The sequence below is a fragment of the Pseudoprimorskyibacter insulae genome, assembly GCF_900302505.1.
In the GTDB taxonomy this organism is placed as follows: domain Bacteria; phylum Pseudomonadota; class Alphaproteobacteria; order Rhodobacterales; family Rhodobacteraceae; genus Pseudoprimorskyibacter; species Pseudoprimorskyibacter insulae.
The window spans coordinates 1-13,075 of the sequence record NZ_OMOJ01000011.1 but is presented as its reverse complement, the minus strand read 5'-3'; the positions used below and the strand labels follow the sequence as shown (position 1 = coordinate 13,075).

The 13,075-nt window shown below is 59.2% G+C and carries 14 protein-coding genes; 9 read left to right on the top strand and 5 right to left on the bottom strand.

The features are described from left to right. Positions 1-39 precede the first annotated feature (39 nt). Genes PRI8871_RS16750 through PRI8871_RS16740 form a run of 3 tightly spaced genes read left to right on the top strand, consistent with a single transcriptional unit; the run spans position 40 to position 1,329 of the window. The gene (locus PRI8871_RS16750) at positions 40-465 is read left to right on the top strand and encodes a YeeE/YedE family protein (RefSeq protein ID WP_108887346.1); all 426 of its coding nucleotides are present in this window, start codon (positions 40-42) and stop codon (positions 463-465) included. Then, positions 465-899 (top strand): DUF6691 family protein, encoded by a 435-nt coding sequence (locus PRI8871_RS16745; protein ID WP_108887345.1) that lies wholly within the window; start codon positions 465-467, stop codon positions 897-899. Before PRI8871_RS16750 ends, PRI8871_RS16745 begins: the two co-directional genes overlap by 1 nt. A gap of 10 nt (positions 900-909) precedes the next feature. Next, a complete protein-coding gene (locus PRI8871_RS16740) occupies positions 910-1,329 on the top strand; it encodes a protein tyrosine phosphatase family protein (protein ID WP_108887344.1) in 420 nt (139 codons plus the stop codon). A gap of 5 nt (positions 1,330-1,334) precedes the next feature. On the opposite strand, the gene PRI8871_RS16735 is transcribed toward PRI8871_RS16740, so the two are convergent. From PRI8871_RS16735 to PRI8871_RS16715, 5 genes are all read right to left on the bottom strand, one after another. Further along, positions 1,335-2,351, bottom strand: coding sequence for a FliM/FliN family flagellar motor switch protein (locus PRI8871_RS16735; protein ID WP_181389503.1), 1,017 nt, complete (start codon positions 2,349-2,351; stop codon positions 1,335-1,337). Positions 2,352-2,486: 135 nt separating this feature from the next. Further along, on the bottom strand, positions 2,487-5,165 hold the full coding sequence (locus PRI8871_RS16730) for a sensor histidine kinase (protein ID WP_108887342.1): 2,679 nt from the start codon (positions 5,163-5,165) through the stop codon (positions 2,487-2,489). Continuing rightward, positions 5,162-5,452 (bottom strand): hypothetical protein, encoded by a 291-nt coding sequence (locus PRI8871_RS16725; protein WP_108887341.1) that lies wholly within the window; start codon positions 5,450-5,452, stop codon positions 5,162-5,164. The genes PRI8871_RS16730 and PRI8871_RS16725 overlap by 4 nt, the downstream gene beginning before the upstream one ends. Next, positions 5,449-5,817: a response regulator transcription factor gene (locus PRI8871_RS16720; RefSeq protein WP_108887340.1), complete on the bottom strand. Its 369-nt coding sequence runs from the start codon at positions 5,815-5,817 to the stop codon at positions 5,449-5,451. Before PRI8871_RS16720 ends, PRI8871_RS16725 begins: the two co-directional genes overlap by 4 nt. A 103-nt stretch (positions 5,818-5,920) precedes the next feature. Continuing rightward, positions 5,921-7,222 carry a helix-turn-helix transcriptional regulator gene (locus PRI8871_RS16715; protein ID WP_108887339.1) on the bottom strand — a complete coding sequence of 434 codons (1,302 nt, stop codon included), beginning with the start codon at positions 7,220-7,222 and terminating at the stop codon, positions 5,921-5,923. Positions 7,223-7,437: 215 nt separating this feature from the next. On the opposite strand from PRI8871_RS16715, the gene PRI8871_RS16710 reads away from it, so the two are divergent. The 6 genes from PRI8871_RS16710 to PRI8871_RS16685 form a co-directional block, all read left to right on the top strand. Next, on the top strand, positions 7,438-8,802 hold the full coding sequence (locus PRI8871_RS16710) for a substrate-binding protein (RefSeq protein ID WP_108887338.1): 1,365 nt from the start codon (positions 7,438-7,440) through the stop codon (positions 8,800-8,802). 156 nt (positions 8,803-8,958) lie between these two features. Continuing rightward, positions 8,959-9,966, top strand: a complete 1,008-nt coding sequence (locus PRI8871_RS16705; RefSeq protein ID WP_108887337.1) for a branched-chain amino acid ABC transporter permease — start codon at positions 8,959-8,961, stop codon at positions 9,964-9,966. Between the two features lie 6 nt (positions 9,967-9,972). After that, positions 9,973-11,172: a branched-chain amino acid ABC transporter permease gene (locus PRI8871_RS16700; protein WP_108887336.1), complete on the top strand. Its 1,200-nt coding sequence runs from the start codon at positions 9,973-9,975 to the stop codon at positions 11,170-11,172. 13 nt (positions 11,173-11,185) lie between these two features. Continuing rightward, entirely contained in the window at positions 11,186-11,941 is a 756-nt protein-coding gene (locus PRI8871_RS16695; RefSeq protein WP_108887335.1) for an ABC transporter ATP-binding protein, read from the top strand. Positions 11,942-11,953: 12 nt separating this feature from the next. Then, positions 11,954-12,709, top strand: a complete 756-nt coding sequence (locus PRI8871_RS16690) for an ABC transporter ATP-binding protein (RefSeq protein WP_108887334.1) — start codon at positions 11,954-11,956, stop codon at positions 12,707-12,709. Positions 12,710-12,795: 86 nt separating this feature from the next. Further along, positions 12,796-13,075 (top strand): acetyl-coenzyme A synthetase N-terminal domain-containing protein (locus tag PRI8871_RS16685; protein ID WP_281258643.1); only part of this gene is annotated, 280 nt, incomplete at its 3' end.

Sequence of the window (13,075 nt, the reverse complement as noted above, 5' to 3'; positions counted from 1 at the left end):
CGGCAGGGCACCCCCATACAGGATTTATAGGAAACGCAAATGGAACAAGATTGGATCTGGGGGCTGATCGGCGGCTTGCTGATTGGCACCGGAGGTGCGGTTTACCTTTTGGCAAACGGGCGCATCATGGGCGCAAGCGGAATTATCGGGGGCCTGGTCGATGGCTCTGGCAAAGACACCAAATGGGAACGGCTGTTCTTTCTGGCCGGGGTTGTCCTGCTGCCGATCCTGCTGATGCCGCTCTATGGCTCGGTTGATACACATGTCACGAACAACATCGGCGTTTTGGTCGCCGCTGGCCTGTTGGTCGGTGTCGGCACGCGTATCGCCAACGGCTGTACCTCTGGCCACGGCGTGTGCGGGATTTCCCGTCTGAGCCTGCGGGGCATCGTTGCCACCGTCTTCTACATTCTGGCTGGCGGGATCTCGGTTGTACTGTTTCGTCACATCTTGGGGATCATCTGATGCGTAATCTGTTTGCATTGATCGCAGGATCGTTCTTTGGCGCGGGCCTGTTCGTATCTGGCATGACCGACACCACCAAGGTGCAGGGCTGGCTGGACGTCTTTGGCGCGTGGGATCCGACGCTGGCCTTTGTGATGGGCGGCGCGATGATTCCGATGTTCATCGCATGGCGCCTGACCCGTGTGCGCAACACGCCCGTCCTTGGTGGCACCTTCCCGCCGCCGCCGAAACCCGAACTGGGGCGCAACCTGATCATCGGGTCCACCATGTTCGGTCTTGGTTGGGGTCTGGCCGGTTTGTGTCCGGGCCCGTCCATCGCCTCGCTCAGCTATGGCGGTATGGGGACATGGGTGTTTGTCGCGGCGATGATTTCGGGGATGTTACTGGCCCCGATGCTACGCGCGAGACTAGACAGAGTCGTTCCCGCCGAGTAATTCGGAAGGTATGGCACCAAAGCAAATCACCCCCGAATATTTCGTCGCTCCGCAGATCGTTGCGGAAGACGTGCCCGCCTTGAAAGAGGCGGGCTTTACCCTTGTTATTTGCAACCGTCCCGACGGCGAAGTGCCGCCCGCGCTGCAAGCTGACGCAATTGGTCAGGCGGTTCAGGCCGCAGGCATGGCGTTCGAAGTCCTGCCGCTGACCCATCAAACCATGACGCCCGACAATGTCGCCCGTCAGCGAGAGTTGCTGGAAAACGCGACAGGGCCAGTTTTGGCCTATTGCGCCAGCGGCACCCGCAGCACGGTTGTCTGGGCCATCGGCCACGCGCCGGATCGGGGCGTTGACGGCGTTCTGTCGGCAGCGGCCGAAGGCGGCTATGATCTAGAAGGCCTGCGGCCCATGCTGAACACGCTGGTCTAAACCCTTTAGGGTTCGATCGGATCAAGCGTCATAGGCAGCCCGTCAAGTTCGCTGCCGAAGTCCATATCCAAGTCAGGCAGCCCTTCGGACATTGGGCTGTCCGCCTCAATCGGGGCAACCGGATCTTGCGGGATATCCATGGCCATCGGCGCAGGCGAGGCCATCCCATCGGGCGCGTCGCCAAGATCAATCGGGCCGACGCCCGTAGCCTCAGGCCGATTTTCGCCCGTTTCCACCCGGAACGCCAAACATCCGTTCATCTGGCCAAGCCGCCCCTTGGTGATCCGGTGTTTGCGGCCGGCAACCAACCACGCCTGCGTCACCGCATCCCCCGACAAAACCAACCGTTGCCCCGCCTTCAGCGACCGGATTTGCGACAATGGCAAACGCAGTGCAGGCAGCACGACATCGACAGCCGCCGGCACGGTTTCAAGCGCCTCTTGGTGCGGCGCAGGGTCTGACCTGCCGGGCGCAGGATCTTCGCATATTTCGGACTGCGGGAAGAAGAAACGCACGGTTCCCGCTTTGCCGCCCATCAGGTCCACTTCAACCAGGAATTCGGCGAATTCGGGCGCTTCCAGCGTTAATCCGGCGGTGCGCACATCGTCCAGCATCGCGCCAAACCGAAACCCCGTCAGCGCGCTACCTTCGGGGGCGGCGTGCAAAATCGCCTCTAGCCCCGCCAAGGTTTCATCGATCAAAGGCGCGACCATGGCGGCATCTGTTGGCGTATAGGGCCGATCATCGGGCGGGATCGGCGTGACCAAGCCGATGGTCTGCACCTCAACCAGCCCCATAACCACGGCCCGCGACAGGGTCGCCAAACCAAGCGCGCCCTGCGGCCCTTCCAGCAAGAGCATCAGTTCATCGCTGTTCAGCGCCTCAAGACAGCTTTCCTGATCGACCGTATCCGCCCGCATCCCCTGCGTGACAAGCGGCAGATCCCACAAACGATCCGCCGCCCGCGACAGGGACCGGCGCAAGGCCCGTGTCGGCGTCACAACGCCACGGGCTTCACGCATTTGGCGGGCAATACTGACCTTGCGCCCTAAAACGCTGCTTGATCTGTTGCCGGAACCCTGAGCCATTCTGCACCCCGTGTTTTGCCCTATCTCAGGGCTACCGGGATTTGGTTACCAAGGCGTTTATCTTTCTGGTCAATCAATCGCCATCGGCAGGACAACGCGAAATGCGGCCCCTTGTTGGCCCGGCAAATAGTCAATTTTCCCGCCAAGCCGCGTGACGATCTGACGGCAAATCGCCAGTCCAAGCCCCGCGCCCCCCGCCTTTTGATCCGACACCCGAGAGAACTTTTCAAAAATCACGTCCTGCGCCTCGGGGGCGATGCCGGTGCCATTGTCAATGAAATCCAGGATCACAGTGTCATTGCCTGACTGAACCCGAATTTCGAGAACAGCATCAACGGCATCACAGTATTTGCGGGCGTTGGAAATCAGGTTGATAAACACCTGACTCAGCCGGTCCAGATCGGTGTAAAGCGTGATGTCTTCGGCCACGGTATCCCGCCGCAATTCGATCACCCCTTGCGAATCGTCGGCCACAGCGGCGGCTACGGCGCGTTCCAATACATCACGCAGCGACCCGCGCCGTAGGTTCAGGTTCACCTGACCGTTTTCCAACACGCTCAGATCCAGCAGATCATCCAAAAGCCGCGTCAGGCGGATCGCTTCGTCATGGATGATCGAAGCATATTTGGTCTGATCCTCTGGCGGCAACCCGTCGCTGTCGCGCAAAATCTCGCTGAAGGCGCGGATCGAGGTCATGGGCGTGCGCAGCTCGTGGCTGATCTGGCTGAGGAAGGCGTCTTTCTGTACCGAAAGGCGTGTCAGCTTTTCGTTTGCTTCCCGCAGCTTACCGGCAGTCTGGCTGAGTTCTTCAGACTGCGCCTCAAGCCGCGATGAATATTCCATCATCTGTGCGGTTTCATCCGCCACGGCCATCAGATCTTCGACCGAAACCGCCGCCCCGCCGACGATCTGGCCGATCATCGCATGCGCCGTCGCCGCCCCGACCGAGCCCGCCAATTCACGCTCCAACGTTTGCAGAAAATCGGGCGATGGGTCAGGCAATTGGCCGCCACGTCCCTGGCCCGCCGCCTCTCGGGTGAACAGGGCCTGCGCCTCTCGTGCGCCCAAGATCCGCTGCGCCATGATCATCAGGTCTTCGCTTTGGGCGACCCCGGCAGACCAGCCGCGCGCGCCGACCGAATGCTGGAACACATTGACGAATTGCGCGCCCTGAAGCCGTTCCAGCGGCGATGGGAAGCTGGCAATCGACACGGCGATAAACACAAGCGTATTGAGCGAGATGCTCCAAAGCAGGGCATGCAGCAGCGGATCCATCCCTTCGATCCCGAACAGCGCATGGGGCCGCAGCCAGCCAAGCCCAAGCGGGCCAAAGGCGACGATATCGCCGCTCATGAAATGGCCGGGGCCAAAGCTGGGGAGGAACGATGTGTATAACCAGATCGCGAACCCGGTGCAAAGACCCGCCAAAGCCCCGACCCGCGTGGCCCCCCGCCAAAAGATCCCGCCAAGCATCACCGGCAAGACCTGCGCAACCCCGGTGAAAGACACAAGGCCAATGGTCGACAGGGCCGTGCCGCCGCCAGACAGGCTATAATACAGATACCCAAGGAACAGGATGCCGGCGATCGACATCCGCCGCGCCAACATGACCACATGGCGCACATCCCCCGACACCGACGCACCCTCGCCCGGCGCGACCCGAAGCCAGATCGGCATTACGATGTGGTTCGACACCATGGTCGACAGTGCAATTGCCGCCACGATGACCATCGACGTGGCCGAGGAAAAACCGCCCAAAAACGACAGCACCGCCAGCACATCCGCCCCTTGGCTAAGCGGGACGGTCAGAACGAAGGTGTCCGGGTTTGCGCCTTCCGGCATAAGTTCCAGCCCGACAACGGCGATGGGCAGCACGAACAGGCTCATCAGCATCATGTACATCGGGAAGGCCCAACTGGCCGTGCGCAGGTGGTTTTCGTCGTCGTTTTCGACCACCAGAACTTGGAACATACGCGGCAGACACAGAAACGCCGCCGCCGACAGGAACATCAGCCCGGCCCAACGCCCGCCGCTGACCTGCCATTCGCCAAGGCCCGATGCATCAATGCGTTGCAGCGTATCGGCCACACCGCCGCCCACGCCCCAGACCACGAAGACCCCGACCGCCATCAGCGCCAAGAGCTTGACCACTGCCTCAACCGCGATGGCCATAACCACGCCGTGATGGCGTTCGTTGGCATCCAGATTGCGCGTGCCGAAAACAACCGTGAACAACGCCAAACCCATCGCCAGATATAGCGCGGTGGCATTGTGGGTCAGCGATTGGCCGGGATTTGCGGCCTCGGCAAAGACCTCAAACGACAGGGTAACCGATTGAAGTTGCAGCGCGATATAGGGCGTGGTTCCAACGACGGCCAGGATCGTCACGCAAATGGCCAGCAAGTTGGATTTGCCGAAACGCGATGAGATCAAATCCGCGATCGAGGTGATGCGCTGCGACCGGCCAATTCTCACCAGCTTGCGCAAGATCCACCACCAGCCGACCATCACCAGCGATGGGCCGAGGTAAATCGTCAGATACTCAAGACCGCTGCGGGCCGCATTGCCAACCGCGCCGTAGAACGTCCAGGCCGTGCAATAGATCGATAACGACAGCGTATAGACCATCGGATAGCGCAGCCACGCCACCCGGCCCTGAGCAGCCGACCGTTCGGCCACGAAGGCCACAACGAACAGCAATGCGACATAGCACAGGCAAACCGCGATCAGGGCATTCAAAGTGGTCATGAATTGCGGCCCGGTTGATCCTCGGGCTTATCGACGGGGCGCAACGGCAACGAGATCAGAAAGGCCACAGCAATCAGCGCAACCCAAACCCCAAAGACAAATAGCAACGCCCGCGATGTCGGCACCGCAGCCTCAGGCAGTTTGCTCCAAAGCAGGGGAATGCTCCACAAAAACAGGCCGACGACCGGCACAACACGGGCCGCGTCCATCAACCGGCGGCGGCGATAGGTTTGCCGTTCAACAAACAATGGGCCGCGCCCGATGCCAAACCGCGGCCCGTCGTTCATGCCACCACCAACGAGCGGACGGCCTCCAGCACTTCGGCATTGGCAAAGGGCTTGGTCATGAAGCGATTGACGCCAGACCGTTCAGCCAATTCGCGGTCTTTGGATTGGCCGCGCGCGGTCAACATCAACACCGGCAAATCCTTGGGCGATAGGCTGCCACGCAGTTCGGACAGGATTTCATAGCCGCTTTTGCCCGGCAGCATCACGTCAAGGATCAACACGTCAGGCCGCCTCCCCATTACGACCTCCACCGCATCATGCCCGTTGGAATGCGTGTCAACGGTCCACCCGTCCCGGCTGAGGATAAAACTAATGGCTTCTATGATGTTGGGTTCATCCTCGATCAACAGGACCGTCTTCCCCATATTTGGTCTCCCCCCCAAAATGGTTGCGTCACTCTTTGTCGTGCTTTTTGTAGCACTTTAATCGTAGTTATCGCCATTCCAAGGACCCGAGTCAAAACCTGTATCAGAATCCCTCACTTAGAATCGAAGGTTCCCGCCGTCCGGGGCAGACATCGCGCGAACAGATTCCGCAACTGACACCAACACCCACAGGCGGCGCAAAACTTCGACCCGCGGGCACCGGAACTGCCAGCATCGTTGCCTCAAGTAAACGCGGTTGATCCGCACGGTTTGCGCGAACAGGTTCCGCATAGGAATAGGTCAACAATCGCGTAGGGTTGGCACCCGGAAGCTCCACCACGGTGACAATTGGCATGACCGGCTGCGACAGAGCCTGATAGAGCGGCAGCATGGTGCAGGCCGCGCCAAAGCGGGGAAATTGCAGGTCGTTGGACGGTTGACGAAACGTCAGGCTGCCCGAGGCATCGCAAATGGCCACGCCGACATCTGCCAGCCCCGCCTGTTTCGCCAGCGCCCCGATACGGCGCATGATCTGCGCAGGCGACAGGCCCAGCCGCAGGGCAATGGCGAATGGATCAGGCCCAACCTCCTTAACCTCTTGCAACAGAGTGTCCGAAGGCACCGCTTTGGCGTCAGCCGCAAAGCGCTCAAGCACAGCGGCCAACAGATAACTTGCGATCCGCGACAGCCCGGCCCCAACCTCGCCCAGAAAATCCGCCGGTGCGGTGCCTGCCTCCAGCTCAGGAAAGTAGAACCCATGCCGCGCCAATACGGCATCAAGCTCATCCTGAGGTGAGCCGACGTCGGTTGTGTCATCGTCAACCCGGTCAAGATACTGGGCCAAGGCACGACTGGTATCTGCAAGACGGGCGGCATCTTCGTTGATGTTGCGATGAAAGCGCTGCTGCCATTCGATCTCGATTTCGCCCGGCTCGGCCAAAATGGACGCGGTGGAACGGATGGCCGTCACAGTTGTCAGAACCTCATGCAGCGCTTCGGCCAAATGTGGATCATGGGTCAGACGGTCGTTGAGTGCGGAAACCGTGCGTTCAAGCGCGGTGACGCGCGACCGGTTTTCCGCCAGCAGCCCGGCCCAGCCCGGAAAACGCCCGGCGAATTCGTCCAGGCGATCCAATTCAGCGGTGGTTTTGGGCGCATCCCCTGCCGCTTCGCGCAGCGTGGCGATCAATGTGGCCTCGGCGCCTTCGGTCAAAGTGGCCGGTTCAACCCCAAGCACATCGGCAATGACCAAAAGCAGCTTGCCCCCGATTCTACGGCGATTGTGTTCGATCAGATTGAGGTACGAAGCTGATATATCAGCCCTTCGCGCAAGGTCTGATTGCTTTAGCCCTAACATGACCCGCCTTTCGCGGATCCGGCTGCCGGTCAATGTGTCGCGCGACATGCGGAAATCCTCACGAATTCAACGCGTTTCTGCACCGCGTTAAAAATTTCTTTACACATTACCATAGGTCACTGTTTAGCTTTTTACAAAAAAATTGTTTTATCGAAAGTGCTTGTTGCGAAGTTTTCTTACCCATTCATAATGACTTTGCACCAATGGTGCCAATGATTGCGGGAAGAGGAGCCTGCAGTCTTTTCGTAAAATGGGAGGATTATATGTCCAAAACCAATGTGACTCGCCGTGGCGTGCTCAAGACGGGTGCCGTTGCTGGCGCCGGTCTGGCTCTGCCGACGTATCTGTCGGCCGCAAGCCATGGTGGCTACACCAACGCTCCGACTGGCGATACCGTAACGCTCGGCTTCAACGTTCCGCAGACCGGTCCGTACGCGGAAGAAGGTCTTGACGAACTGCGCGCCTTTGAACTGGCAGTTCAGCACCTGAACGGCGAAGGCGACGGCGGCATGCTGAACACCTTCTCGTCGAAAGCGCTGAACGGTGCAGGCATTCTGGGCAAGAAAGTCAATTTCGTAACCGGTGATACACAGACCAAGTCGGACGCGGCACGCGCTTCGGCAAAGTCGATGATCGAAAAAGACGGCGCCATCATGATCTCGGGCGGTTCGTCCTCGGGTGTGGCTGTTGCTGTTCAGGGCCTCTGCCAAGAAGCCGGCATCATCTTCATGGCGGGTCTGACCCACTCGAACGACACCACCGGTAAGGACAAGAAAGCCAACGGTTTCCGTCACTTCTTCAACGCTTACATGTCGGCCGCTGCGCTGGCACCGGTGCTGAACAAGCTGTACGGTTCGGACCGTCGCGCCTATCACCTGACCGCCGACTACACCTGGGGCTGGACCCAGCAGGAGTCGATCCAGGCAGCGACCGAAGCCATGGGCTGGGAAACTGTCAACAACGTTCTGACCCCGCTGGCCTCGACGGACTTCTCGTCGTACATCGCGCCGGTTCTGAACTCGGGCGCAGACGTTCTGGTTCTGAACCACTACGGCGGAAACATGGTGAACTCGCTCACCAACGCTGTTCAGTTCGGTCTGCGTGAAAAGCAGGTCAACGGCAAGAACTTCGAAATCGTTGTTCCGCTGTACTCGGAGCTGATGGCGAAAGGCGCTGGCCAGAACATCAAGGGCATCGTCGGCTCGCAGAACTGGGACTGGAAACTCGAGAACCAGATGGGCTCGCGTTACATCGGCACCAACGCGTTTGTTAAGTCGTTCGGTGAAAAGTACGGCTTCCCGCCGAGCCAGGCCGCTCAGACCTGCTACGCTCAGACCCTGCTGTACGCAGATGCCGTGACCCGTGCCGGTTCGTTCAACCCCTGCGCCGTTGCAGAAGCCCTGGAAGGCTTCGAATTCGACGGTCTGGGCAACGGTCCGACCCTGTACCGTGCAGATGACCACCAGTGCTTCAAAGACGTTCTGGTTGTGCGCGGCGCAGAGAACCCGGGCAACGAGTTCGAGCTGGTCGAAATCGTCGAAGCGACGCCGGTTGAGCAAGTTACCTATGCACCTGATCACCCGATGTTCGCGGGCGGTGCACTGGGTACCTGTAACCCGGGCGCATAAAAAGCTGGGGTGCGTGCCATCACGCACCCCATTGCCCGTTTCAGGCTGATTTCAAATAACATCAGCCACTTAAATTAAGAAACATCGGCAATAACGCACCCCGTCCTCTGGCTCCGCCAGAGGGCGCTCTCCACACTTAACCCGATGGTGGGGTCAATGGACGCATTCCTTCTGCAAACTCTAAACGGGCTGGACAAAGGCTCGGCCTACGCGCTGATCGCGCTGGGGCTTACACTGATTTTCGGCACGCTCGGCGTGGTGAACTTCGCTCACGGCGCACTGTTCATGATCGGGGCGTTCTGCTCGGTCACGCTACAGCGCATCCTCAACCTTTCATACGAGACAGTCGATCCAAGCAAGACCGACTTCCTCGGCAACCCGCTGAAGGTCAAGACCCCTTACGTCGAATCATGGTTCGGCCCGGAAACAGGCGGGGCGATCATTGAATGGTCGGTCCCATTGGCCATCATATTCGCAATTCCCGTGATGCTGGCGATCGGCTTTTCGATGGAACGCGGCCTGATCAAGCATTTCTACAAGCGCCCCCACGCCGACCAGATCCTTGTGACTTTCGGTCTGGCGATCGTGCTTCAGGAAATCATCAAGTATTACTACGGTGCCAACCCGATCCAGACCCCCGCGCCCGAGGCCCTGTCCGGCGTTGCGCAACTGGCCGAAGGCATCGTCTATCCGGTTTGGCGGATCGTGTACTTCTTCTTTGCCATCGCGATCATCGGCGCCGTCTTTGCCTTCTTGCAGTTCACCACCTTCGGGATGGTTGTTCGCGCCGGGATGGCCGACCGCGAAACCGTTGGTCTGTTGGGCATCGACATCGACAAACGCTTTACCCTGATGTTCGGCCTGGCCGCATCGGTCGCCGGTCTGGCGGGCGTGATGTACGGCCCGATCAACGCGCCAAACTATCACATGGGCATGGACTTCTTGGTTCTTAGCTTCGTCGTGGTGGTTGTCGGCGGCATGGGCTCACTTCCGGGCGCTGTTCTGGCAGGGTTCCTGCTGGGCATTCTGGAAAGCTTTGCCTCGATGAAAGAAGTCATCACCCTGATCCCCGGCATCAACCAGATCATCATCTACCTTGTCGCCATCGTCATCCTTCTGACCCGTCCGCGTGGTCTGATGGGTCGCAAAGGCGTGATGGAGTAACCAGACATGTTCGGACTGGATAAAAAAGACACATCCCTGCTGGCGCTGGTGGCCATCCTGACGCTGGCAGCCCCCTTCATCCTTAACCCCTTCCCGACCAATTCGGGTCTGGCGCAGTTCAATGCGGGCTATCCCGACCTGATGCAGCGCTTTGTGATCTTCGGGATTTTCGCCATCGGCTTTAACATCCTGTTTGGTCTGACCGGCTACCTGTCCTTCGGTCACGCCGCCTTCCTCGGGATTGGCTCCTACTCGGCGGTTTGGATGTTCAAACTGCTCAGCATGAACATCATTCCGGCGATCATCCTGTCGGTCCTGATCTCTGGCATCTTCGCGGTTGTCATCGGCTACATATCGCTGCGCCGGACCGGGATTTACTTCTCGATCCTGACGCTGGCCTTCGCGCAGATGTCCTTCGCTCTGGCCTATTCGGTGCTGACTCCGCTGACCAATGGTGAAACCGGCCTTCAGCTGACGCTGGAAGACCCCCGCGTTCTGGGCCAAAGCGCCACTGCTGACGGGTCGATCCCGGTGACCAACCTGTTTGGCGCAGAAATGCGGTCGTCCTTTGACATGGTCGTCGGCCCCTGGAGCTTTACCTTCTCGGTTGGCTACTACGTCTGTGCGATCGCGATGCTACTGGCATTCTACTTGGCCATCCGCATCTTCCGTTCGCCCTTTGGCATGATGCTGCGCGCGATCAAATCGAACCAGACCCGGATGAACTACACCGGTCTGAACCCCAAGCCCTACACCTTGGCGGCCTTCGTGATCTCGGGCATGTATGCGGGCCTCGCTGGCGGCCTTCTGGCCTCGATGGACCCGCTTGCAGGCGCTGAGCGTATGCAGTGGACCGCTTCGGGCGAGGTGGTACTGATGACCATCCTTGGCGGCGCAGGCACCCTGATCGGTCCAGTTCTGGGCGCAGGTATGATCAAGTACTTTGAGAATATCTTCTCGAAGATCAACGACAACGTCCTACACGGCTGGTTCAGCTTTATGCCCGACGGTCTGGAAGATTTGGTAGTGACAATCATCCACCCCTTCGTCGGCAAAGGCTGGCACCTGACCCTTGGCATCATCTTCATGCTGGTTGTGATCTTCCTGCCCGGCGGTCTGGTTGAAGGCGGACAGCGCATCGCCAAAGCCTTCCGTGGCAAGAAGGCGGATGACAACAAATCGGCCTCGACCGAGCCTGCAGAATAAGGAGACCTGACAGATGGGAATTCTTGAAGTCAAAGACGTAGGCAAACGTTTCGGTGGCCTGAAAGCCCTGTCCGACGTGAACCTGAGCGTTCGTGAAAACACCGTGCACGCGATCATCGGCCCCAACGGGGCCGGGAAATCGACCCTGCTGAACTGCCTCGTCGGCAAACTGATCCCGGACTCCGGTTCGGTTATGTTTGACGGCCAGTCGGTGCTGGGCCGCACGCCCTATGAAATCAACCAGATGGGCATTTCCCGCGTGTTCCAGACGCCAGAGATCTTCGGTGATCTGACCGTCATGGAAAACATGATGATCCCATGTTTCGCAGCCCGCGACGGCTCGTTCCGTATGCATGCCATCGAAAACATGATGAACGAAAAAGAGATGGTCGAGCAGGCCGAGCAAATGTTGATCGACGTGAATATGATCGACAAGCGCGGCATGCACTCGGCGGCGATGTCCCGCGGCGACAAGCGTCGCCTTGAGATGGCCATGTGCCTGATCCAGAACCCCAAACTGCTTCTGCTGGACGAACCGACCGCTGGTATGGCCCGCGCCGATACCAACAACACCATCGACCTGCTGAAACAGATCAAGGAAGAACGTGATATCACCATCGCGATCATCGAACACGACATGCACGTGGTGTTCAGCCTTGCAGATCGGATTACTGTTTTGGCGCAGGGCACGCCTCTGGTTGAAGATGACCCGCAGAACATCAAGGGCCATCCGAAAGTCCGTGAAGCCTACCTTGGCGAAGCCCATTAAGGAGACGCAGACATGAACGTCAGACCCGATTTTTCGAAGAACGCCAACCAGGCCGAAACCGCCCCCGCGTTCCTCTCCGTTTGGGACATGCACTCCTACTACGGTGAAAGCTACATCGTGCAGGGGATTTCCTTCAACGTACACGAAGGCGAAATCCTTGCCCTGCTGGGCCGGAACGGTGCAGGCAAAACCACGACGCTGCGGTCCATCGCACGTCTGGACAACCCGCAGGTCAGCCGTGGGGAAATTTGGCTGGATCACCAGCCGCTGCACAAAATGGCCTCGCATCAGGCGGCTGCTGCCGGTCTGGGCCTCGTGCCCGAAGATCGCCGCATCATCCCCGGCCTGACGGTTGAGGAGAACCTTGAACTGGCCCAGATCGCCCCGCCGATCGGCTGGTCGCTGGATCGCCTGTATGAACTGTTCCCGCGTCTGGGCGAACGCCGCAAGCAGGAAGGCGTGACCCTGTCGGGCGGCGAACAGCAGATGCTGGCCATCGCGCGCGCCCTGGCCCGTGACATCAAGGTGCTGCTGCTGGACGAACCTTACGAAGGTCTGGCCCCGGTGATCGTGGACGAGATTGAAAAGACCCTTCGCCACATCAAAGAGCAGGGTATGACCACGATTATTGTTGAACAAAACGCCGTCCGCGCCCTGCAATTGGCTGACCGTGCGGTGATTTTGGACACCGGATCGATCGTGTTTGACGGATCGGCTGCTGAAGTGCTTGAAAACGAACAGCTGCGCGCCGAATATCTGGCGATCTGAAAACCCGCCCCGCCCAATACCTTTGTTCGATTGCGAATAGGCGTTGGGCGGGGCAAGTTCCATTCCGAGCCATGCAAGGAACAGTTATGTCAGAAAATACTTACCCCCCCTCGCCCGAGACGGTATCGCATGCGTTGATAGATGCCGCGACGTATGACGCGATGTATGCGTCTTCGATTGCGGATCCTGCGGCGTTCTGGGGCGAGCAAGGCAAGCGGATTGACTGGATCAAGCCGTACACGCAGGTCAAGGACGTTGATTTCACGCTTGGTCAGGTCAAGATCAACTGGTTTGCCGATGGCACGCTGAACGTTGCGGCCAACTGTGTGGACCGCCACCTTGAGACCCGCGGCGACCAGACCGCCA

Coding starts and splice junctions, on each gene's coding strand:
- PRI8871_RS16750 (WP_108887346.1), top strand. CDS start 40: ATGGAACAAGATTGGATCTGGGGGCTGATCGGCGGCTTGCTGATTGGC.
- PRI8871_RS16745 (WP_108887345.1), top strand. CDS start 465: ATGCGTAATCTGTTTGCATTGATCGCAGGATCGTTCTTTGGCGCGGGC.
- PRI8871_RS16740 (WP_108887344.1), top strand. CDS start 910: ATGGCACCAAAGCAAATCACCCCCGAATATTTCGTCGCTCCGCAGATC.
- PRI8871_RS16735 (WP_181389503.1), bottom strand. CDS start 2,351: ATGCGTGAAGCCCGTGGCGTTGTGACGCCGACACGGGCCTTGCGCCGG.
- PRI8871_RS16730 (WP_108887342.1), bottom strand. CDS start 5,165: ATGACCACTTTGAATGCCCTGATCGCGGTTTGCCTGTGCTATGTCGCA.
- PRI8871_RS16725 (WP_108887341.1), bottom strand. CDS start 5,452: ATGAACGACGGGCCGCGGTTTGGCATCGGGCGCGGCCCATTGTTTGTT.
- PRI8871_RS16720 (WP_108887340.1), bottom strand. CDS start 5,817: ATGGGGAAGACGGTCCTGTTGATCGAGGATGAACCCAACATCATAGAA.
- PRI8871_RS16715 (WP_108887339.1), bottom strand. CDS start 7,222: ATGTCGCGCGACACATTGACCGGCAGCCGGATCCGCGAAAGGCGGGTC.
- PRI8871_RS16710 (WP_108887338.1), top strand. CDS start 7,438: ATGTCCAAAACCAATGTGACTCGCCGTGGCGTGCTCAAGACGGGTGCC.
- PRI8871_RS16705 (WP_108887337.1), top strand. CDS start 8,959: ATGGACGCATTCCTTCTGCAAACTCTAAACGGGCTGGACAAAGGCTCG.
- PRI8871_RS16700 (WP_108887336.1), top strand. CDS start 9,973: ATGTTCGGACTGGATAAAAAAGACACATCCCTGCTGGCGCTGGTGGCC.
- PRI8871_RS16695 (WP_108887335.1), top strand. CDS start 11,186: ATGGGAATTCTTGAAGTCAAAGACGTAGGCAAACGTTTCGGTGGCCTG.
- PRI8871_RS16690 (WP_108887334.1), top strand. CDS start 11,954: ATGAACGTCAGACCCGATTTTTCGAAGAACGCCAACCAGGCCGAAACC.